The organism is Terribium retamae (genome assembly GCF_022347545.1).
Taxonomy (GTDB): Bacteria; Pseudomonadota; Alphaproteobacteria; order Rhizobiales; family Rhizobiaceae; genus Mesorhizobium; species Mesorhizobium retamae.
The window spans coordinates 132,018-150,549 of the sequence record NZ_JAKREW010000006.1; the positions used below are offsets into that span (position 1 = coordinate 132,018).

Sequence of the window (18,532 nt, forward strand, 5' to 3'; positions counted from 1 at the left end):
ATGAGTCATTCCTCGGGGATGAACGCCGGATTGTAGACGACTTCCCAAAGATGATCGTCCGGGTCCTGGAAATAGCCGGCATAGCCGCCCCAGAACGTTTTCTGCGCCGGCTTCACCAGTCGAGCGCCGGCAGCGATGGCTTTTTCCATCACGGCATCGACCTCGGCTTCCGTCGCTACATTATGGCCAAGCGTGAGCTCTGTGGGACTGCGCCCGGTTTTCGCGATCCCTGCATCGTGGGCAATGTCGTCGCGCGCAAAAAGCGCGAATTTCAGCCCGCCCTGCAGGTCGAAGAAGACAACCGCACCATGCTCGAATTCAGTACCGATAATGCCTTCTGTCTGCATCCCCAAACCGTCACGGTAGAACTTAAGCGACGCTTCGAGATCGTCGACGCCGAGGGTGATGACGCTGATCCTTTGTTTCATGGTTCTGGCCTTTCCAAACTTTGCAGTTGTTGGCCGATGCTGAATCGGCTCTCCTCCTATCTGCTCCCAAGCGGCCGGTGTTGCTTGAACATTTCGGCCAATCTCACCGTTCGGAACAATCCGTAGGTTGAACCTCGAGCCTGCCGCGCGTACCTGTTGCAGAAGAGACCGGCCAAGTTGGACGGCCAGGGAGATTATCATGCAGGCGGTGCCAGCACAGGCAGCCGGCCATTATCATGAACGTCCAGCCGCGCATTTCCTGCGCGACTGGTTCTCCGCTGTCTGGGTACACCATTTGCCGCAGGGCGAGGCTCCGCCGGTGGTGATCGCGCCGGATGGCACAATCGATTTACAATGGATCGACGGACATTTCCGGGTTGCCGGTCCCGACCGGGCGCCGCAAACCGAGACGATCCCAGCCGGCACAGCAGTCATCGGTTTCCGCTTCCAGCCCGCAGCCGCCGCCGCTTGGCTTGGCGTTCCTGCCGTCGAGTTGCTTGGACAGCGGCTGGCGCTTGAGACCGTGTTGGGTCGAACAGGACGGCTGCTGGGTGCCGATATCCGAAATCAGCCTGATCTCGCCTCACTCATCGCGTCGGTTGAGAAAAGCATTGCAGGTCATAGTCGTCGCGATGCAGCGGACCACACCATGCAAGCCGCATTCCGCCTGACTGAGGCCGGCCCTCCTCCGGATGCACCCCTCATTCCGTGGCTGGGGCGAGCACTGGCAATGAGCGAGCGCACACTCAGACGGCGCTTCGATGAGAGTTTCGGCTACGGTCCAAAAACGCTCGACCGGATCCTGCGCTATCAACGCTTCCGGCGGCTGTCGCGAAACTCGAAAGCCTCGACAGCCTTGCTCGCGGTGGAAGCTGGCTATGCGGATCAGGCGCATCTTGTGCGGGAAAGCCGCCGCCTCACCGGCAACACGCCGGCGCAGCTCGAGCGCGTCTTCGCCCGCCCCTGAAGCGTTTCCGCTTTTCACGAAAACGCGTAAAAGCTCTAAGTTTTTTCGTCGCATTCTTGTAACGTCAAGTGATTCCACTTGGCTACAAAATGCTCTAGCCGGTTGCCCATGCCTGTCCCGCAACGATAGCGGCATAGCGGGCAGCCTTTCCAGACCCGACCAACACCACGAAAAGCCATAGGCTGACGCGAGCCGCCCCCGCCGCGACAGTCAGAGCATCACCCATGATCGGCAGCCAAGCGAAAGGCAATGTCCAGAGGCCGTAGCGCCTGAACAGGCTTCCGGCCTTTTCATACCGTTCGCGAGATACGGGGAACCAGCGACGACCATGCAGCACTTCGGCGCCGCGGCCGATCGCCCAATTCACTACAGATCCCGCCGTGTTGCCGATGGTGGCGACGACGACAAGAAGTGTTGGATCGCCACGGCCGGCGGCGAGCAGTCCGAGCAGGACCAACTCGGACGACGCCGGCAGCAGCGTTGCAGCGAGAAACGCGCTTGCGAACAACGCTCCATAGGGTGCGAGCACTTCCATTAAAATCATATTGCCCGCGAACCATTTCGCCTTGACGCCCGTCAGACCGTTACGTCGACAATGCCCATCATGCCAAGCTGCTCGTGTTCGAGAATATGGCAATGGTACATGCGCTGCCCCGGCAAATCCTGCTTCAACAACAGTCGCACGGTTTCGCCTCGTGCGACGTTGATGGTGTCCTTCCATGCCCGATAGGCAGGCGGCGTCACCTTGCCGTCGCGTTCATGCTCGACCACCTGGAACTGCGTGCCGTGGACATGGAAAGGATGATCCATGTCAGCCCTGTTGATCACTTCCCAGAGTTCGACGTCGCCAGCCTTGACGGTGACGTCGACGCGGTTCATGTCGAAGGCCACGTCGTTGATGAAGAAACCCATTTCCATACCGCCGGCGCTCATGCCCATCTTCTCGGTGAAGACGAAGCGGCGGTTGACCACAGGAGTGCCAAGGGCCGCCAGGGTTCCCAGCTTTTCGGGCAGCGGCGGCATTGGCTCGCCCGGCGTATCCGAGACGTTGACCGTCAGCAGCGCAAGCCCGGCGTCGTTTGGCTTGCCGGGCCCCATCCAGCCGCGCTCATAGGCTAGCGTTTGCAGTTGCACGGTCCCGGGCCTTTCAAACGACACCACCAGTTCGAGCCGTTCCGCCGGCGCCAGCAATACGTCGTCAACCGCGAACGGAGCCTCCAGCAGCCCCCCGTCCGTGCCGATGACGGTCATGGCAGCCGCACCGAAAGAGAGCTTCAGAAAGCGTGCGTTGGTTGCGTTGTAGAGGCGGAAGCGGCGTTTGGCGCGGAGAGGCACGTCGAGCACCGGATTCTTCTGGCCATTGACCAGGACGTGGTCACCGACACGTCCATTCATCAGGTCGACCATCGAATTTTCGGAAATGGCTCCATCGGCACCGAGGCGCAGGTCCGTGAAGACAAGCACCGTATCGCCATAGGCCGCTGGAACCGGATCGGCTTTCGGCTTGACCAGGAAGATGCCGGCCAGCCCGCGATAGACCTGTTCGGCTGTCTTGCCGTGCGGATGCGGGTGAAACCAGTAGGAAGCAGCACTGCCAGCTGGCAGATCGAATGCATAGCCGCGGGTTGCGCCAGAGGCGACGGGATCCATGGGGTTGCCATCCTGGTCGGCAGGCACCGGCATTCCGTGCCAGTGGATGGTGCTGTCCTCGCCGGGAATATCGTTGGTGAAGTCGATCTCGATACGATCGCCTTCAAATGCCTCGATCAGCGGGCCGGGCGCCATGCCGTTATAGGCAAGGACCTGTGTCTCAACGCCCTCGGCAAATCGGACCGTCGTCGGCGCAGCAGTCAGCTTTGCTTGGAACAGCCCTGCGTCGGAGGCTTGACTGGCCAGCCGAGGCAATTCACGCAATGCCTCGCCTTCCTTCAACGTCAGCGACACCGCAGGCTTGGCCGGCTTAGCCGGCATGCCGTGGGCAGAATGATCCATGCCCGGCATTGCGTTCATGTCGTCCATCTTCATCTGCGCCAAGGCGTGACCGGCAGTCGCGAGGGTAGCGATACCAGCCGTCAGAAAGGTGCGGCGGTGCATGGGAAAACTCCTTTGCGATGTTCTCTGCTGTCTAGACTCAGTGCGCGCCGTAGCGTCTCGAGGAGGCACGTTTGGGTTTCGGCGGAACTGCTTCGTGGCCACTCGAAAGCTCTTCGATGATGGGGCAGTTCGGCCGTTCGTCCCCATGGCAGGTCTTGGCCAGATGCCGCAGCGTATCCGCCATGGCGCGCAGCTCGCGCATCTTGCGTTCCAACTCAACGACATGCGCCATCGCGAACCGCTTGACGTCGCTGCTGGCGCGCGAACGATCGCTCCACAGCGCAAGCAGATTTGTCATCTGCTCGACGGAGAAGCCGAGATCGCGCGCGCGCCGGATGAAGCGCAACATGTGCACCTCGTCTGGCGAATAGTCCCTGTAGCCAGCTTCGGTCCGCGCCGGGCTGGCGATCAATCCAACCTGTTCGTAGTAGCGGATCATCTTGGCCGACACGCCTGACGCGCTGGCTGCTTGTCCGATGTTCATCGACCCACCTCCGTCTCGCCAGGACAAGCGACGGCTTGTGGGTGGATGAACAAGGCTAACAGAATCATGAGCTTTGCAACTCCCTTTCCGGTTGTTGCTGAAGCAGATAGAGCTTCCAGTGACTGGAAGGTCAAGCGTTCGTTTTCAGAATTTCATCGGCACGCAAGTCCTGCATCGTGAGCATGTCGCGCCGGGCGCTTGACCTTCCCAGCATGGCAAGCCCCACAACCGGTTCATCAGCCCACGAAAGGAGTGTTTGCGATGCTGAATCTGAAAGTCCCCGAGATGACCTGCGGCCACTGCGCCAGCACAGTCGAAAAGGCGGTGAAGGGCGTCGATCCAAAGGCCAAAGTCACGATCGACCTTGGCGCGTCCACCGTTTCGATCGACGGCGCCAGCGATGAGGAAGCGGTTTCGGCTGCGATCCAGCAGGCAGGCTATGCCAATGAGAAGCTGGCCGTCACCTGCTGCGGCAGCTGCCACTAAGGCCGCCCCGAACACTTCCGCGAGAGCAGAAACGCCATCATGAAAACGGCCCCGCTCGTTGTCGGGGCCGATAAACTTTGACAAGCGTCGTGATTGCCATACTCAAATGGCTAGCCGGCAAATCTCGCTTAGCCACCCATCCATTGCGGCAAGCAGGCCTTGGCAATGATATGTGCCGGCGGGATCGTCGTCTCGATGCCGGAACGCATTCTGGCCCTTTCGAGAAGCAGGCGCACGTGCTCCGCTCGCCAACCGTCGCGCTCCATCACGAGTTGCACGATCTGGTCGCCCAAAAGCTCTTCCAGTGTCTCTTTGTGCTCGCCCATGTCTTGCCTCTTCGAAGGCCACCCGCGATGCATAAATAGGGCGCCAAACATGGCAACCCAATGATGGTTCGTCGGCTATTTCGAGGAATTTAAAGAAAAAATTGCGGCAGCGTCTGCGACGTGCATCACATTTCGTCGAAGAGCTCGCAGGCTGATGGCAGCGGCCGTTCATACGGGTGGCGGTGCATCCTCGAATTGCGGCAAGTTGTCGTCGAGGACGAGCCAAGGCTGCTTTGAACCGGTGAAAATATGCATCTGGGGCGCGAAGGCTGACGGATCATCCAGCGAACCCGAAGTCACCCCCATGACGCCGGCTTTCTCGCGCCGAGAGAACAACGTCGTGCCGCAATGCGGACAGAAGCCCCGTTTGATTTCGGCAGACGAACTGGCCAAGGCCAACGGCCCGTCGACAGTCACTGCATCGATACGAAACAAGAGCCGTGCGTTGAACGCCGCGCCGATCGCCCTCTGGCAAAGGCGACAATGGCAGATCCGCTGATTGATCGGCTCGCCGTCAGCGCAATAGCGCACCGCGCCGCACAGGCATCCACCTTGGTATTTCATCGTCGTTCCGGCATCCTCAAAAAAGAAACGGCACGGTAGCTTGCCGCTCCGTGCCGTCAAATGAAAAGCCGTGATGCGGCTTATTCACGTCGTCGATCAAAGTGTCTTGGCCAGTTCCTCGAGTTGATCGGCACAGATGCCCCAGCCTTCGTGGAAACCCATCTGCTCATGCTGCTCACGGTCGGCAGCAGTCCAATGGCGAACGCGCGCAATGTAACGGGTCTTGCCGGCGCCCTCGTCTTCGAAAGTCAGCACGACGGTCATGAAGGGCTTTTCGGAAGGCTGCCAGTCACCGACATAAGCGTCGGTGAAAACCAGCTTCCGGCCGGGAACCACTTCGAGATATTGGCCGGCATTGGGAAATTCACTGCCGTCCGGTCCAGCCATGACCACCAGAGATGCCCCGCCGGCGCGCAGGTCTACTTCGGCGCGCGGCGTCGTCCAAGGTTTCGGCGCAAACCACTGCGTCATCAGCGTCGGGTCGGTCCAGCAGCGGTATACGGCTTCGCGTGGTGCTTCGATGATACGCGCCAGCACCAGTTCGTTCTCCGAAGAGGGGGCGATGTCGAGTTTGGTGGTCACTGTGTACTCTCCTGGATGGGTTGATTTCGGTCTTCGCACCGAGGACGGATTGCCTGGCAGCGATCCGACATCTTCCTCGAAATTTTTTTGTGGGAGATGTGAAAACCGAACTCATTTCAGGCGTTTGCGGGCAGAGGCAGAGCGTCAATGCTTTCTCGCCTGCACCAGATAAGCGTCAATGGTTTCCTCACCCAGCCATTTGGCAGCCTCCAGCCGATGCAGCCCTTCGACCAGGACGTGGCGCTTGCCGTCATGGCGAACCTGGATCGGCATCTTCATGCCGTTTTCCAAAATGTCTTCGGCAAGATGGCGAACCGTCTCTGGATGCAAGGTCTTACGTCGCGCCGTTGGCACGTAGATGTCATCGACCTTGACCTTTTGAACTCTCAGCATGGCCGCTCCCAGGAAAAACATCCGCGCGTCCTAGATAGTCGGTTTATGAGCCTGGACCAAGCTGGCCCGATGCTTTCCATTTGACGGCCGATGGAGCAATGGCCGAAATGACTGGATACTCAAGAGCCTGCCATGAACCGATTGCCAGCGACATTCTCGGACTTCGGCTTGACCGCGCAGCAGCGCCACACTGCAGTGCGCAGTCACTATTGCGAGAAGCCGACATGGATGGCGCGCGCGGCGAAATCTGGGCTTACCCCGATCGCCTGTTTTACGCAGACGCTCAAGGGCGGGAACCGGGTGGCGTTCAGATGACCGGCATAGAAGACGCGCCTGTTAACATCCGCCCTGCTCGCGCCGAAGACACCGATAACATTCACGCGGGCCTTCTGGGTATCGCCAAGACGGTTGGCGAACTGCACAAAATGCGGTCGACGCCCGACGACATCCGGCGTGATGGGTTCGGTGACAGGCGACATTTCCACGTCCTGATCGCGGAAATCGATTCAGAATTCGCCGGCATGTGCTTGTATTTTCCGATCTACTCTAGTTGGAGAGGTCGCCCCGGCGCCTTCGTTCAGGATCTTTTTGTGACGGAAAGGTTCCGTGGGAAGAAGGTTGGCGAAAAGCTGCTGCGGCATCTGGCACAACAGGTCAATGACGAAGGCGGAGCCTATCTGGAACTCGCTGTCGACAGCGGCAATGTCGGCGCACAACGCTTCTATGAACGCATCGGCATCACCCATCAGGCCGACGATCATGTCCACAGGATCATCGGCGATGCGTTCTTCGCCTTTGCCACTGGCAAGGAATTGCGGAACGGGACGTGAAGGCCTTTTACGCCGATGAACTGAAACGCGGTCTTACTCACGCCGGACTATCTCGACTTGCTCGAACATATCTTCGAGCGCTGGAAGCGCTTCGAAGGCACCTCAGCGGAGGTGATGCCGAACATCAATCCACTTGCGCGCACCGGCTCCTACCCCCGCCTCTGCAGCCAGGCCGGTTATCACATGGCCGACACGGCTTGCCCGATTTCCGTAGACATCTGGAGCAGCGCGTTCTGGAGCGCCTGGAGTACCGTCGAGGCTGCTGAAGCCGGGCTTTCAGGCAAACCCGCAGCCTACGCGCTGTGGCCTGCCGTCTGTGCGATGCACTCAATGCCAACCTGACCAGCTTCCTCACCGGTTTCGGCAATAATCATCGGTATAGTGCCGGTTACACTCGGCGCTGCTGCCGCAGCATGGCGATGGTGCGGGTCACGCTTTCCAGCGTTTCAGCGATCTCCGAAGCGGTGTTGTAGTGTGCGATGCCGATGCGCACGACACCCTGGTCGGCCGGAATGCCAAGTTGGTGAACGATCTCCCAGGCGTAGTTGTGGCCTGACCACAGGAAAATCCCTTCGCCGTTCACAGGCTTTACGATGCTCTCCGGCTCGATGCCTTCGACTGTAAACGAGACGGTCGGCACCCGTTCATGCACCCGCGCCGGACCCGTAATGCCATGGATGGTCAGTCCCTCAATGGCGGAAAGCCCCTCGATCAGTTGTAACGCCAGCACATTCTCGTAAGCGATGGAGGAACTGAAGGCTGCTGCTATCTTCTCGCGCCGCGAACCTTTCGAACCGGCTGCTTGGCCCAATTGCTCGAAATGGCCGATCGCCGCGGTCAGCCCAGCCATCAACTCGATTTGCGGCGTGCCGAGTTCGAACCGTTCCGGCAGTTCGTTGGAAGAACACCGGCATTTGTAGGGCTGCAAGGCGTCGATGACCGCGCGCCGACCCCAGAGGATGCCCATATGCGGGCCGAAGAACTTGTAAGCCGAGCAGACCAGGAAGTCGCAGCCTATTTCGGTGACGTCGACGAGCCCATGCGGCGCGAACTGCACGGCATCGACATAGACCAGCGCACCGGCAGTCCGGGCCATATGGGTGAGCTCCTTCACCCGATTGATCGAACCGGTGAGGTTGGAAGCATAGTTCAACGCCACCAGCTTCGTTCGATCGCTCAGGAGTGCCGCCAAGGCAGCCGGCTCGACCTGCCAGCTTTCCTGATCGAAAGGCAACCAGCGCACGACAAGGCCGCGATCCTCGGCCAGTTGCAGCCAGGGCGAAACGTTGCCCTCATGATCCATGCGGGTGAGGATGATTTCGTCGCCCGGCGCAAAACCGCGGCCGAGGGTGCGCGAGAGGTGATAGGTCAGCGTCGTCATGTTGGCGCCGATAATGATCTCCTCGGCCGTTTCCGCGCCGAGGAAATCCGCCATGGCGGCGTGAGCATCGTCCACGACCTTCTGGGCGGCCACTGTCGTCTCGAAGAAACCGCCGAGATTGGCATTGGTGCTGAGAAGACACCGCGACACCGCCTCGGCAACCGATTTCGGCACCTGCGTACCAGCCGGATTGTCGAGATAGATGCGCCGACGCCCATTATCGGTCAGCGAAAGCGCCGGGAATGCTGCGCGTACGGTCTCGATCGGAAAGTCCATCCTGTCCTCCCTCAGTCTGTCCACCCCTTCATGCTGCATAGGCCAGCGCGGAACTAGGGACAGGGATTGCCGACACGCTGATGCACGGCGTCGACAGCTTTTTGCATCTCTTCGGTCCAGATGACGTCGGCAGCGGCAAGTGCAGTTTCGAGTTGAGCGACGCTGGTGGCACCGACAATGCTCGACGTGACGAAAGGCCGGCTCACCACATAGGCGCCGGCAAAGAGTGCCGGCTCCACACCGAAGGACCGTGCCAGTTCGTTGTATTCGAGCAGCACTTCGGCGGCATTTGCCGTCTCGTAACGCTGACCTCGATTGAAGAGCTGCGAACGAGAACCCGCCGGGCGAGCGCCATGGTCGTATTTGCCGGTCAGATAGCCTTGCGCCAGCGGCGAATAGGCAAGCAGGGAAATGTCTTCGCGGGCGCAGACCTCGGCGAGGTTCACCTCGAAAGTCCGGTTGACGAGGTTGTAGGCATTCTGCAGTGAAACGGCACGCGGCCCCACGCCTTTGTCGCTTTCGGCCAGGAAACGCATTATGCCCCAGGAACCCTCATTCGACAGACCGAGATGGCGGATCTTACCGGCCTTCACAAGCTCGTCGAAGACGGCCAGCGTCTCGCCGATCGGCGTTTCCTCGCCGCCAGGCGAATCCGCACGCAGCTGCGTACCGCCGATGCGCGTGGGATTGGCGCCCCATGGCACATCGCGATCCGGCCAGTGTATTTGGTACAGGTCGACATAATCGGTGCCGAGCCTAGCCAGCGACTTGTCGATGGCATCGAAAATGTCGACGCGCACCAGCCTGGAGGGCCGCCCCCCACGGAACCATTCGTTGGCGGTGCGGCCAACCACCTTGGTGGCCAGAACAACCCTGTCGCGGTTGCCACGTGCCTTGATCCAGCTGCCGATGATCGTTTCGGTATGCCCTTGCGTCTCCGCCTTAGGCGGAATCGGATAAAGTTCAGCCGTATCGATGAAATTGACGCCTCGCTCGAACGCCAGATCCATCTGCGCATGCCCTTCGGCTGATGTGTTCTGCTGGCCCCAGGTCATGGAACCCAGACAGATCTTGGAGACGAGAAGATCTGTCCGACCGAGACGGCGTTTCTGCATTTTTTCTCCGGAGCGGATTTGGTCTGGATGCGCTGCAAAGCGGGATGGAACCAAGCATAGGCGTGGCCGGCTCGAAGGCCAAGCCGGCCCGGCCACACAAGCTGGGGTGGACTGGTCTAACGGCGGCGGGTGGCGGCCAAGGCCCTTTTCTTGGCCTCGTCGATAAGCATGTTGGCCACCTGCATGCGGATCATGGCGCGCTGCCTCAGATGCGGCGCAACCCGGTCCGGATGATTGGCGAACGCGAAATCACGGCGCAGGCGCGCAAGGTCAGCCGCTTTCGCTATATGGCCGAGGCCGAGTTCCGAAGCAATCGCGTCGGGATCGATCGGCGGCAGCGCTTCTTCCGGTTTGGGATGCTCGTCCGCCAGCACGACTCGCGCCTGGTCAAGCAAAGCCGAGAATTCGGCTGCCAGGTCAGCACCGCTTTCACGATATTCGGCTGCCGCCGCCTCGCCGGACACCTTGATGCGACCGGAATGCAGCTCGTCGACAACGGAAAGATAGTCGAAGGGAATGGTCGGTTTTGCTCCAGCCTCGTCCGCTTCTCCTGAAGCGACAAAGAGATCGTCGAGCAAGGAAGCGAAATCCCGCTTGGCTCCGGTAGCGATGTCAGCCTCCCAGCAATGCGCGCCAACGTGCGCGAACGATACATCCGGCTCGTTAAGAATGCATGCCATCGGCGACAGGATTTTTAGCGATGATCCGCCCTGAGAACGTCGTCGAAGACGCTTTCGGATGCCCGTTGAGGGCTGCGACATATTGTGCAGCGCAGCATAAACCCGGCCAATGTGACTATGCTGCACTGCAACAACGATCCTGAATCACCTATATTTGAAGTGGGAGGACCAACCGGAGCCGAGAACCATGGGGTTCTTCACCGAGATGTTCGCCCGTCCACGCCCGCAAGAACAGGTGGGTTATCGTGCCTCGCTAGCACTCATCTATGCGATGAACCGTGCCGACCGCGCTGAGTCTGGCATCAAGCCGGCGGATTTTCCCCGTATCGCCCGAACTCCCGCGCTTCGCTGACCGGCGCCGCAATCGGGATTTGCCGAGAGGTGCTTAATCTCAGGCTCGTTGTTGCCCACCGCTGATGAAGGTGACCTTGCCCAGCGGCACGCCATTGTGGCGCAGGATGTCATAGGCGGTGGTGACATGGAAATAGAAGTTGGGCATGGCGAAGTGCAGCAGATACTGCAAGCCGGGCATTGAAAGTTGCCGGCCACCCAGCCGAAGCTCAATCGTCTTTTCCTCGGATCCAGCAATGTCTTGCGCGGTGAACGTCGCCAGATAATCCGTCGTACGGCCGATACGAGCGTGCAAATCATCGAAAGTCTGCTCGTCGTCCTCGAATCGCGGCGCATCACGCCCCGCAAGCCTCGAGCTTGCACCCTTGGCGTGATCGGTCGCGATCTGCACTTGCCGGGTCAGCGGGAACATATCCGGCGCCAGACGTGCAGAAAGAAAGACTTCCGGATCGATCTTGCGTTCGGCCGCATTCTTCTCAGCAGCTTCCAACACGCCGGCCAATGCCTTCAGCCTGGCCTGAAACACCGCGACCGACGCGTCATACATGGATATCGCCATAACCGTTTTCCCTGCTGCCGATCGAGACGTAGCGCTTTCGCCGGCGGTTCTTCAAGTGTCGCCGAGCCGTCACGCGCCTGCCTCATTCGGCACCGATGCTGGTCGGGTCGAGTGGAGATTCTCCGATGAAAAGCGCCTTTTTTGCCGCGACCACAATCATCGGCGTTGCCGTGTTCGGTCAAGCTGTCCGAGCAGCCGAACCGCCTTACCTCGACGACCGGACCGATGCCGCAGCTATCATCCGCTCGCTGTATAACGCCATCAGCCGCCACGAGTATGCGCGTGCCTGGGACTATTTTGGGGACACGAAGCCAGCCAAGGATTTCGACAGCTTCACCAAGGGATATGAGGGGACTGAGACGGTTGAGGTACTGACCGGGAATGCGGGCAGCGAGGGGGCGGCCGGCAGTATTTACTATACCATTCCGGTTGCGATCCGTGCCGTCGACAAAGCCGGCAATGGCAAGGTGTTCGCCGGCTGCTACACGCTGCGGCAGGTCAATGCCGAAGTTCAAGCACCGCCGTTCAACCCTATTCGCATCGAGAAAGGAGCGCTGAAGCTTTCCGATAAGGAATTCGGGGAGGCTTTGCCGGAAAGCTGTGGCGACAGCCCACCAATTCCAAAGAAGGATGCGGAACTCGATCAGGCAAAAAGAGCCTTTCTCGCAAGCTATGGCGAGGCATGCGATCCAGAGGGTCCTGCTGGCCGCCAAATCGGCGATCCCACCGTCTACGACATCCGCTACAAGTCCGCGGACGATCAGCCGGAGAAGACGGCGCGGCTCTTTCAGTTCTTTTGCTCGATGGCGGCCTACAACGAAAGTTCGATCTTCTATTTTTCGGATGCCGAGCAGAGCGTGAACCAGTTGCAGTTCGCAGTGCCGGACCTCGATATCCGTTATGAAAACGGCAATACCGAAGGCAAGGTCGAGCATGTCGGCATCGTCGGGTTCCGCACCGTCGATCGGCTTATCAATGCGAGCTACGACGAGAACAATCACACGATTGTCTCTCATGACAAATGGCGTGGCGTCGGTGATGCATCATCGGACGGCACGTACCTGTTTCGCAACGGGGTATTCGCTCTGGTGCAGTACGATGTCGATGCGAGCTATGATGGCGAGGTCAACCCGGAAACGGTGATCGACTACAACACCGCGCCCTGATCTCCGTCGCTCTATTTGGACCGCGACAGCATCCAATTCAGTGTCTCGCGCCAGTCGGTCATGCGGATCGGTGTGCCGTGCGTACCCGTCTCGAAGCGCACGAAACGGGTCGGGTAAGCCTTTGATTTGGCGAGGATCGAACGGAAGAAGGTCTCCTGGTTTTCGACCGGAAAGACCGGATCCTTGCTGCCCTGACCGAAAAACACCGGCACGCGCCGCTTGAAGGCGGGACTGGTGAAGAAATTTTCGTCCCACAACGACCCGAGCAGCACCAGCCCGTCGATACGGTTGCCGGTGTCAGGGCGACCCGCCAGTTTCCAGCACAGCGCTCCGCCCATCGAACCACAGGCGACGAATATCTTCGCGCCGGGCGAACGCTCGGCATAGTAGCCGATCAACGCCGCCACCTGCCCCGCCCCTTTGTCGCCGAAATCGGTGAAATCCGGCGACAGATACAGGCCGTTATTATTGGCCATCAGGTTCTTGAGACGATTGAAGTTGCCGCCGAAGGTGAAATCATCGACGCCCTGCTTTCGGCTGCCGCCTTGCCCGTGCAGGTAAAGCACGATGATGGCGGCTCCTTCCGTCTTGCCGACGGCGACATGGCGCAACGTGCCGGCATCAAGCTTCAGCGCCAGATCCTGCTGCATACTGCGCACGGCGGTCGAGGTGTATTGCGGACGCACCCGCCGCTCCGGCACCGCATCGCGCTCGTTGATATCGCGCATCTCGCGGTAGTCGACCACGCGATAGACGTCGCCCTTTTCAGCGGAAAGAATGCCCGGATAGGCAAAAAGCTCGTCTTTGAAGGGCTTCAACGCTTGCGCTTCGGCGAAAACGACTGTCGAGGCAGATAACAGCAGGAGCACCAGCGGAAAGCGGAGGCACCGCGCAAGGCTTGATGTGAAGGAAGAGGTAACGATCGCGTTCATATGCAGAGGGTTGCTTTGCCGCAGGCCCTCTTGTCAATCCTGCAGCACACCGCCAGCGTTTGCCAACGCCTCGCGGGTATCGACATCGACGAAAGCGCCTGCACCGATCTCAACGTCTATGATATCCAACCCTTCCGCCTCAACGATATGGCGCGCTCCGGTGTCGCCTTCGAGATGGCTGACGGCAGAGAACAGCGAACGCGGCAGGATCACGGGGTTACCCCGCCGGCCATTATGTGAGGCACGCACCACCGAACGCCCCCCGGACGCGCGAAAGGCATCGATCAGCCGGTCGAGATCCGATGGCGATACGCCAGGCATGTCGCCAAGCACCACCAGGACCCCCGCTGCATCATCAGCAAGCGTGGAGACACCCACCTTCAGTGACGTCGACAATCCTTCGGCGAAATGCGGATTCTCGACAAAGGTCACCTGGAGACCAGCGAGCGCATTTTTCACGCGCTCGCCCTGATGACCAATGACCACGAGGACGCCGTTTGCCTTTGAGGCAAGAGCCCGCTCTGCGCTCAGCCGCGCCAACGGCGTGCCGCCGAAAAGCGCGAGAAGCTTGTTCGGACCACCCATGCGACTGGAGCGACCGGCCGCCAGCAGCACGACCGGCACTTCCAGGGCTACCTCTTTCGCCCCACCTTTGCCGGAGACAAGTTCGCGGGGCTGCGGCCGGGTCGGGATCTCCATCAGGAGTCCCCCCACTCCCATGCCGGCGATATCCTCTTTCGTCACCGGAATGCCGGTCATCAATCGATCCAGCACCCAGTCGAAACCGTTCAGCTTTGGGCTGCGCGCACAGCCCGGCGCGCCGAGCACGGGTTTGCCCTGCCGCTCGCCCAGCACGAAAAGATTGCCGGGGTCGACCGGCATGCCGGAGCGGTGAACGATCCCGCCGGCGGCACGGATGGCGGCCGGGATGACATCTTCATCCGGATCGCTCATCGCTGAAGCGCCGAACACCAGCACCATGTCACTGCTGGCGGCCAGTTGTTCGATGGCGCTGGCGACTTCCGGTGCGGAATGCGGCGTGCGGATCTCACCCGAGATCGAACTTCCGGTACGCCCCAGGCGCTCCTGGGTAACCTGGAGGGTCTTGTCCAGCACACTGCTCTTGATCGAAGGCAGAACGGTTTGCACCACGCCCACCCTGAAGGGCTTGTAGGGATGCATGCGGAAGGCTTCCCGGCCCCGCCCCAGCTCAAGTGCGCGCTCCAGCACGTTTTCCGAGACCGCAAAAGGGATGATCTTGATCGTTGCCACCATCTGTCCCTCCACCATCGGCGCGAAGGGCGGCATGGTGGCGATGGTGATGTCCGGGTCGACGAGGTTGATGGCATCGATCAGTTGCCGATCGACCGTGAAGACGCCGGAAACCGTGGCATGAAGGTTGACGCGGCCGGTGGCCGCCGGCCTAGCCTCAATGCCGGCGAAGGAAAGGCCTGCGGCCAGCCGTTCTGCGGCAGCATTCTCCTCGACATCGTCTTCGGCCAGCACCGCAACGATGATGTCTCTCAAGCCGGCGTCCCGCATCGCAGCGACGTCTTCGGCAGAGAGGACACGCGCCTTGCGGAAGCGCTTTGCGCCGACCACGGTCGAATGGGCCAGGATTGCGCCTTCGGCTTCCTCCAACGGCACAGAACCGAATTTCACGCTGCTTCGCCCTTGCGCTGAAGGCCACGCGAGCGGAAGGCGTCGATCACTTCGGCCAGAACCGCCACTGCGATCTCGGCCGGACTCGCCGCGCCGATATCAACGCCGATCGGCGAATGGATGCGAGCGATATCCTCGACGCCCGCACCGAGGGCCAACAGGCGCTCGACACGCTTGGCGTGCGTCTTGCGGCTGCCGAGTGCACCAACATAGAAACAACGCGCTTCGAGCGCTGCCTTCAGTGCGAAATCGTCGATCTTGGGATCATGGGTGACGGCAGCGAGAGCGGTGTAGCCATCGAGCGGTTGCCGTGCCAGCACATCTTGTGGCCATTCGGCATGCAGCGGTACGTCCGGAAAGCGGTCGGGCGTCGCGAAAGCGCTGCGCGGATCGATGATCTCGACCGGATAGCCCGCAATCCTGGCCATCGGCGCAAGGGCCTGGCTGATGTGAACGGCGCCGATCACCACCAGGCGCGGCTGCGGCAAATGAGCATTGAGGAAAAAGCTACGTCCCTCCGCTTCCACGGAACCGGAAAGTCCGGTGCGAAAGGCCCGTTCAATGGCGGCGCCCAATTCTCCGGCAACCGTATCGCCCTCGCGCACGACACGATCGCGCCCGTCGCCAAGATCGGTTACCAGCACCGCGGCACGGCGCGCGCGGCGCTCTGCGTTCAATGTCTTGAGAACATAGGGATCCATGTGACGTGCTAACCCAGCCGTTCGAGATAGACCTTGATGCGCCCGCCGCAAGAAAGCCCTACCTGCCATGCCGTTTCGTCGGCAACGCCGAATTCGAGCATTTTGGCCTTGCCGGACCCAATGACATCCAGCGCTTCGGCGACCACGGCTCCTTCGACACAGCCACCGGAGACCGAGCCGTGGAAATTGCCTTCCGCGTCGATGACCAGATGGCTGCCGGCCTGGCGCGGCGCCGAGCCCCAGGTTTCGACAACCGTGGCGATGGCGACGTCCTTGCCGTTCTTCATCCAGTCCTCCGCGATGAGCAACGGGTCGCGAACCTCATCGAGATAGGTACTGTTCATGGCCATTCCTCCAGACATCGGCTAGGCTGCCCTTGCCGTCACGGCATCGAGCCAGCGGCGCGGGTCGTTCTCGCGCCGCTGGCTGCGGCCCAGCGATACGCAAAGATCGGCAAGCGCGTTCAGATTGTGTACGGGTCGGAATTCGTCGACATGCGGCAGCATCGCCCGCACACCGCGCGCACGTGCCTCAAAACCATCGAAGCGCAGCAATGGGTTCAGCCAGATCAGGCGACGGCAGGATTTGTGCAGGCGCTCCATTTCGCCGGCGAGCCCGTCGACATCATCGCGCTCCAGCCCATCGGTGATCAGAAGCACGACCGCCCCCTGGCCCAGCACACGCCGCGACCACAGCCGATTGAAGTCGGCAAGCGTCTGGCCGATGCGGGTGCCGCCCGACCAGTCCTTCACAGCAGCAGAGGCATCGGCGAGAGCCTGATCCGGATCGCGATGCCGCATCTGGCGTGTCAAATTGGTCAGCCGCGTGCCGAAGACGAAGGCATGCACGCGCCGTCGTTTCTCCGTCAACGCATGCAGGAAATGCAGGAAGATGCGCGTGTACTGGCTCATCGAGCCGGAAATATCGGCTAGCACCACCAGCGGAGGGTGGATCTCACGCGGCGAGCGGAACTTCGGCAGGATCAGCGCCCCGCCGGTGCGCGCCGACGCCCGCATCATGGCGCGTGGATCGACTCGTCGGCCGGATGAATCAGCCTTGAAGCGCCGCGTCGCCACCATGTCGAACGGCAGGCGCAATTCCGAGATCGCCCTGCGGGCATCGACCAATTCTGCCGCGCTCATCTGCGCGAAATCCTTGCCGCGCAGCATTTCATTGCCGGAGACCGTGAAGCGCGCATCGATTTCGATGTCCGGCACCTCGCGCGGCGGCGTCGCGTTCTGATGTCCTTCGAACATCGCGTCGCTTACCCGGCTCTCAGCGGCGCGCGGCTTCTGACGTTCGCGATTCTCCAGTGCCACCGGTGAAAACATGGCGAGCAGTTTTTCGACGAGTTCACGCGACTTCCAGAACAGGCGGAATGCCTCGTCGAATGTGGCGTGATCCTCATGGCGCGTGACCAGCACCGCGTGCAGGGTCCAGTAGAAGTCGTCGCGGCTGCCGATGCCGGCGGTGAGCACCGCCTCCATGGCGTCCTTCACCGACGCAGGCCCGACCCGCATGCCCGCCTTGCGCAGAGCTCGCGCGAAATAGACGATGTTGTCAGCGATCCGGCCTTCCGGCTGGCTGCCTTTCATTTGATCCTACTCCGCCGCCGAGGCGAGTTCCGCCTGGACCTCCTGGAGAATGCGCCGTCCTTCGCCCTGTTCGATGCGAGCGATGTCGTCCTGGTACTTCAGCAGCACACCGATCGTGTCCGATACGGTTTCCGGGTCGAGCGCGACCTTGTCGAGTTCCGTCAACGCACCAGCCCAGTCGATGGTTTCCGCCACGCCCGGTGCTTTGAACAATTCGATCTGTCTCAGCTTCTGGATGAAGGCGACGACTTCAGCCGACAGGCGCTTGTTGGCACCCGGCACCTTGCGCCTGACGATCTCCAGCTCGCGTGCCGCATTTGGATAGTCGACCCAATGGTAAAGGCAGCGGCGCTTCAGCGCGTCGTGGATCTCGCGGGTGCGGTTGGTGGTGATGATGACGATCGGAGGCTCTTCAGCCTTGATGGTACCGAGTTCAGGCACGGTCACCTGAAAGTCGGACAGGATCTCAAGCAGGAAGGCCTCGAAAGCCTCGTCCGTGCGGTCGAGTTCATCGATGAGGAAGACGGGAGCGGCCCCTTCCTTGCCGGTCAAAGCATCGAGCACCGGGCGGCGGATCAGATATTTTTCCGAGAAGACGTTGCGTTCCATGGTGGAGCGCTCGACCTTGCCCGCAGCTTCCTCCATACGGATTTCGATCATCTGGGCGGCGTAATTCCACTCATAGACCGCGGAGGAAACGTCGAGCCCTTCATAACACTGCAGACGGATCAGCCGCCTGCCAAGGGCCGCTGCCAAAACCTTCGCGATCTCGGTCTTGCCTACGCCAGCTTCGCCTTCAAGGAAAAGCGGCCGCTTCATGCGCAGCGACAGAAACAGCACCGTCGCCAGCGACCGGTCGGCGACGTAGTCCGCGCCGGTCAGAAGATCGAGCGTTTCGTCGATCGTCGCCGGCGCGGGGCGCGGTTTCAGCTCGGTCATCCTGGCTCCGTGAGTGCCCGC

Annotated in this window: 24 protein-coding genes and 1 pseudogene; 6 read left to right on the forward strand and 19 right to left on the reverse strand. The window is 60.8% G+C overall.

All coding sequences use genetic code 11. The features are described from left to right. Positions 1–5: 5 nt before the first annotated feature. Positions 6–428, reverse strand: a complete 423-nt coding sequence (locus tag L4923_RS09415) for a VOC family protein (RefSeq protein ID WP_239364019.1) — start codon at positions 426–428, stop codon at positions 6–8. A gap of 199 nt (positions 429–627) precedes the next feature. Here L4923_RS09415 and L4923_RS09420 point away from each other — a divergent pair, with 199 nt between their 5' ends. Continuing rightward, positions 628–1,395, forward strand: a complete 768-nt coding sequence (locus L4923_RS09420) for an AraC family transcriptional regulator (RefSeq protein WP_239364020.1) — start codon at positions 628–630, stop codon at positions 1,393–1,395. Positions 1,396–1,489: 94 nt separating this feature from the next. On the opposite strand, the gene L4923_RS09425 is transcribed toward L4923_RS09420, so the two are convergent. The 3 genes from L4923_RS09425 to cueR are packed head-to-tail and all read right to left on the reverse strand — an operon-like array spanning position 1,490 to position 3,973. After that, entirely contained in the window at positions 1,490–1,939 is a 450-nt protein-coding gene (locus L4923_RS09425) for a YqaA family protein (protein WP_239364021.1), read from the reverse strand. 32 nt (positions 1,940–1,971) lie between these two features. Continuing rightward, the gene (locus L4923_RS09430; protein ID WP_239364022.1) at positions 1,972–3,489 is read right to left on the reverse strand and encodes a multicopper oxidase family protein; all 1,518 of its coding nucleotides are present in this window, start codon (positions 3,487–3,489) and stop codon (positions 1,972–1,974) included. Positions 3,490–3,526: 37 nt separating this feature from the next. Continuing rightward, positions 3,527–3,973: a Cu(I)-responsive transcriptional regulator gene (gene cueR, locus L4923_RS09435; protein ID WP_239364023.1), complete on the reverse strand. Its 447-nt coding sequence runs from the start codon at positions 3,971–3,973 to the stop codon at positions 3,527–3,529. Between the two features lie 261 nt (positions 3,974–4,234). Between cueR and L4923_RS09440 the strand changes: the two genes are divergently transcribed. Further along, positions 4,235–4,459 carry a heavy-metal-associated domain-containing protein gene (locus tag L4923_RS09440; protein ID WP_239364024.1) on the forward strand — a complete coding sequence of 75 codons (225 nt, stop codon included), beginning with the start codon at positions 4,235–4,237 and terminating at the stop codon, positions 4,457–4,459. A gap of 128 nt (positions 4,460–4,587) precedes the next feature. Here L4923_RS09440 and L4923_RS09445 read toward each other — a convergent pair whose 3' ends face one another. The 5 genes from L4923_RS09445 to L4923_RS09465 form a co-directional block, all read right to left on the reverse strand. Further along, positions 4,588–4,785, reverse strand: a complete 198-nt coding sequence (locus tag L4923_RS09445) for a hypothetical protein (RefSeq protein ID WP_239364025.1) — start codon at positions 4,783–4,785, stop codon at positions 4,588–4,590. Positions 4,786–4,953: 168 nt separating this feature from the next. Beyond that, positions 4,954–5,349, reverse strand: coding sequence for a GFA family protein (locus tag L4923_RS09450; RefSeq protein ID WP_239364028.1), 396 nt, complete (start codon positions 5,347–5,349; stop codon positions 4,954–4,956). 96 nt (positions 5,350–5,445) lie between these two features. Next, positions 5,446–5,931 (reverse strand): SRPBCC family protein, encoded by a 486-nt coding sequence (locus tag L4923_RS09455; RefSeq protein ID WP_239364030.1) that lies wholly within the window; start codon positions 5,929–5,931, stop codon positions 5,446–5,448. Positions 5,932–6,075: 144 nt separating this feature from the next. Beyond that, the gene (locus L4923_RS09460; RefSeq protein ID WP_239364032.1) at positions 6,076–6,324 is read right to left on the reverse strand and encodes a ParB N-terminal domain-containing protein; all 249 of its coding nucleotides are present in this window, start codon (positions 6,322–6,324) and stop codon (positions 6,076–6,078) included. A 206-nt stretch (positions 6,325–6,530) separates the two neighbouring features. Next, a complete protein-coding gene (locus tag L4923_RS09465; RefSeq protein WP_239364237.1) occupies positions 6,531–6,803 on the reverse strand; it encodes a hypothetical protein in 273 nt (90 codons plus the stop codon). Between L4923_RS09465 and L4923_RS09470 the strand changes: the two genes are divergently transcribed. Together L4923_RS09470 and L4923_RS09475 are read left to right on the forward strand one after the other, a co-directional pair. Continuing rightward, positions 6,750–7,154 (forward strand): GNAT family N-acetyltransferase, encoded by a 405-nt coding sequence (locus L4923_RS09470; RefSeq protein ID WP_239364231.1) that lies wholly within the window; start codon positions 6,750–6,752, stop codon positions 7,152–7,154. The genes L4923_RS09465 and L4923_RS09470 overlap by 54 nt on opposite strands. A gap of 27 nt (positions 7,155–7,181) precedes the next feature. Then, a pseudogene (locus L4923_RS09475) lies at positions 7,182–7,457 on the forward strand (histone deacetylase family protein); the annotation flags it as partial. A gap of 85 nt (positions 7,458–7,542) precedes the next feature. On the opposite strand, the gene L4923_RS09480 reads toward L4923_RS09475, so the two are convergent. The 3 genes from L4923_RS09480 to L4923_RS09490 form a co-directional block, all read right to left on the reverse strand. Continuing rightward, complete coding sequence (locus L4923_RS09480; RefSeq protein ID WP_239364036.1) at positions 7,543–8,811, reverse strand: cysteine desulfurase-like protein; 1,269 nt, start codon at positions 8,809–8,811, stop codon at positions 7,543–7,545. Positions 8,812–8,864: 53 nt separating this feature from the next. Next, a complete protein-coding gene (locus L4923_RS09485) occupies positions 8,865–9,926 on the reverse strand; it encodes an aldo/keto reductase (protein WP_239364039.1) in 1,062 nt (353 codons plus the stop codon). A gap of 116 nt (positions 9,927–10,042) precedes the next feature. Continuing rightward, a complete protein-coding gene (locus L4923_RS09490; protein WP_425530926.1) occupies positions 10,043–10,537 on the reverse strand; it encodes a hypothetical protein in 495 nt (164 codons plus the stop codon). Between the two features lie 256 nt (positions 10,538–10,793). Between L4923_RS09490 and L4923_RS09495 the strand changes: the two genes are divergently transcribed. Next, complete coding sequence (locus L4923_RS09495) at positions 10,794–10,958, forward strand: hypothetical protein (RefSeq protein ID WP_239364042.1); 165 nt, start codon at positions 10,794–10,796, stop codon at positions 10,956–10,958. A 39-nt stretch (positions 10,959–10,997) separates the two neighbouring features. On the opposite strand, the gene L4923_RS09500 is transcribed toward L4923_RS09495, so the two are convergent. After that, positions 10,998–11,516, reverse strand: coding sequence for a DUF1993 domain-containing protein (locus L4923_RS09500; protein ID WP_239364043.1), 519 nt, complete (start codon positions 11,514–11,516; stop codon positions 10,998–11,000). A gap of 125 nt (positions 11,517–11,641) precedes the next feature. Between L4923_RS09500 and L4923_RS09505 the strand changes: the two genes are divergently transcribed. Further along, the gene (locus L4923_RS09505; RefSeq protein ID WP_239364046.1) at positions 11,642–12,682 is read left to right on the forward strand and encodes a DUF1176 domain-containing protein; all 1,041 of its coding nucleotides are present in this window, start codon (positions 11,642–11,644) and stop codon (positions 12,680–12,682) included. An 11-nt stretch (positions 12,683–12,693) separates the two neighbouring features. On the opposite strand, the gene L4923_RS09510 is transcribed toward L4923_RS09505, so the two are convergent. Genes L4923_RS09510 through L4923_RS09535 form a run of 6 tightly spaced genes read right to left on the reverse strand, consistent with a single transcriptional unit; the run spans position 12,694 to position 18,511 of the window. Further along, positions 12,694–13,614 carry an alpha/beta hydrolase family protein gene (locus L4923_RS09510; protein WP_239364049.1) on the reverse strand — a complete coding sequence of 307 codons (921 nt, stop codon included), beginning with the start codon at positions 13,612–13,614 and terminating at the stop codon, positions 12,694–12,696. Positions 13,615–13,647: 33 nt separating this feature from the next. Then, positions 13,648–15,276 carry an NTP transferase domain-containing protein gene (locus L4923_RS09515; RefSeq protein ID WP_239364050.1) on the reverse strand — a complete coding sequence of 543 codons (1,629 nt, stop codon included), beginning with the start codon at positions 15,274–15,276 and terminating at the stop codon, positions 13,648–13,650. Beyond that, positions 15,273–15,977 (reverse strand): XdhC family protein, encoded by a 705-nt coding sequence (locus L4923_RS09520; protein ID WP_239364051.1) that lies wholly within the window; start codon positions 15,975–15,977, stop codon positions 15,273–15,275. The genes L4923_RS09515 and L4923_RS09520 overlap by 4 nt, the downstream gene beginning before the upstream one ends. An 8-nt stretch (positions 15,978–15,985) precedes the next feature. Continuing rightward, positions 15,986–16,321 carry an XdhC family protein gene (locus tag L4923_RS09525; RefSeq protein WP_239364058.1) on the reverse strand — a complete coding sequence of 112 codons (336 nt, stop codon included), beginning with the start codon at positions 16,319–16,321 and terminating at the stop codon, positions 15,986–15,988. 21 nt (positions 16,322–16,342) lie between these two features. After that, entirely contained in the window at positions 16,343–17,572 is a 1,230-nt protein-coding gene (locus tag L4923_RS09530) for a vWA domain-containing protein (protein ID WP_239364060.1), read from the reverse strand. Positions 17,573–17,578: 6 nt separating this feature from the next. Beyond that, positions 17,579–18,511, reverse strand: coding sequence for an AAA family ATPase (locus L4923_RS09535; protein WP_239364062.1), 933 nt, complete (start codon positions 18,509–18,511; stop codon positions 17,579–17,581). Positions 18,512–18,532: the final 21 nt, after the last annotated feature.

What these genes read in the sequence shown, in the direction of transcription:
- L4923_RS09415 (WP_239364019.1), bottom strand. Translation starts at nt 428, where the DNA reads ATGAAACAAAGGATCAGCGTCATCACCCTCGGCGTCGACGATCTCGAA.
- L4923_RS09420 (WP_239364020.1), top strand. Translation starts at nt 628, where the DNA reads ATGCAGGCGGTGCCAGCACAGGCAGCCGGCCATTATCATGAACGTCCA.
- L4923_RS09425 (WP_239364021.1), bottom strand. Translation starts at nt 1,939, where the DNA reads ATGATTTTAATGGAAGTGCTCGCACCCTATGGAGCGTTGTTCGCAAGC.
- L4923_RS09430 (WP_239364022.1), bottom strand. Translation starts at nt 3,489, where the DNA reads ATGCACCGCCGCACCTTTCTGACGGCTGGTATCGCTACCCTCGCGACT.
- cueR (WP_239364023.1), bottom strand. Translation starts at nt 3,973, where the DNA reads ATGAACATCGGACAAGCAGCCAGCGCGTCAGGCGTGTCGGCCAAGATG.
- L4923_RS09440 (WP_239364024.1), top strand. Translation starts at nt 4,235, where the DNA reads ATGCTGAATCTGAAAGTCCCCGAGATGACCTGCGGCCACTGCGCCAGC.
- L4923_RS09445 (WP_239364025.1), bottom strand. Translation starts at nt 4,785, where the DNA reads ATGGGCGAGCACAAAGAGACACTGGAAGAGCTTTTGGGCGACCAGATC.
- L4923_RS09450 (WP_239364028.1), bottom strand. Translation starts at nt 5,349, where the DNA reads ATGAAATACCAAGGTGGATGCCTGTGCGGCGCGGTGCGCTATTGCGCT.
- L4923_RS09460 (WP_239364032.1), bottom strand. Translation starts at nt 6,324, where the DNA reads ATGCTGAGAGTTCAAAAGGTCAAGGTCGATGACATCTACGTGCCAACG.
- L4923_RS09470 (WP_239364231.1), top strand. Translation starts at nt 6,750, where the DNA reads ATGCGGTCGACGCCCGACGACATCCGGCGTGATGGGTTCGGTGACAGG.
- L4923_RS09465 (WP_239364237.1), bottom strand. Translation starts at nt 6,803, where the DNA reads ATGTCGCCTGTCACCGAACCCATCACGCCGGATGTCGTCGGGCGTCGA.
- L4923_RS09480 (WP_239364036.1), bottom strand. Translation starts at nt 8,811, where the DNA reads ATGGACTTTCCGATCGAGACCGTACGCGCAGCATTCCCGGCGCTTTCG.
- L4923_RS09485 (WP_239364039.1), bottom strand. Translation starts at nt 9,926, where the DNA reads ATGCAGAAACGCCGTCTCGGTCGGACAGATCTTCTCGTCTCCAAGATC.
- L4923_RS09495 (WP_239364042.1), top strand. Translation starts at nt 10,794, where the DNA reads ATGGGGTTCTTCACCGAGATGTTCGCCCGTCCACGCCCGCAAGAACAG.
- L4923_RS09500 (WP_239364043.1), bottom strand. Translation starts at nt 11,516, where the DNA reads ATGGCGATATCCATGTATGACGCGTCGGTCGCGGTGTTTCAGGCCAGG.
- L4923_RS09505 (WP_239364046.1), top strand. Translation starts at nt 11,642, where the DNA reads ATGAAAAGCGCCTTTTTTGCCGCGACCACAATCATCGGCGTTGCCGTG.
- L4923_RS09510 (WP_239364049.1), bottom strand. Translation starts at nt 13,614, where the DNA reads ATGAACGCGATCGTTACCTCTTCCTTCACATCAAGCCTTGCGCGGTGC.
- L4923_RS09520 (WP_239364051.1), bottom strand. Translation starts at nt 15,977, where the DNA reads ATGGATCCCTATGTTCTCAAGACATTGAACGCAGAGCGCCGCGCGCGC.
- L4923_RS09525 (WP_239364058.1), bottom strand. Translation starts at nt 16,321, where the DNA reads ATGAACAGTACCTATCTCGATGAGGTTCGCGACCCGTTGCTCATCGCG.
- L4923_RS09530 (WP_239364060.1), bottom strand. Translation starts at nt 17,572, where the DNA reads ATGAAAGGCAGCCAGCCGGAAGGCCGGATCGCTGACAACATCGTCTAT.
- L4923_RS09535 (WP_239364062.1), bottom strand. Translation starts at nt 18,511, where the DNA reads ATGACCGAGCTGAAACCGCGCCCCGCGCCGGCGACGATCGACGAAACG.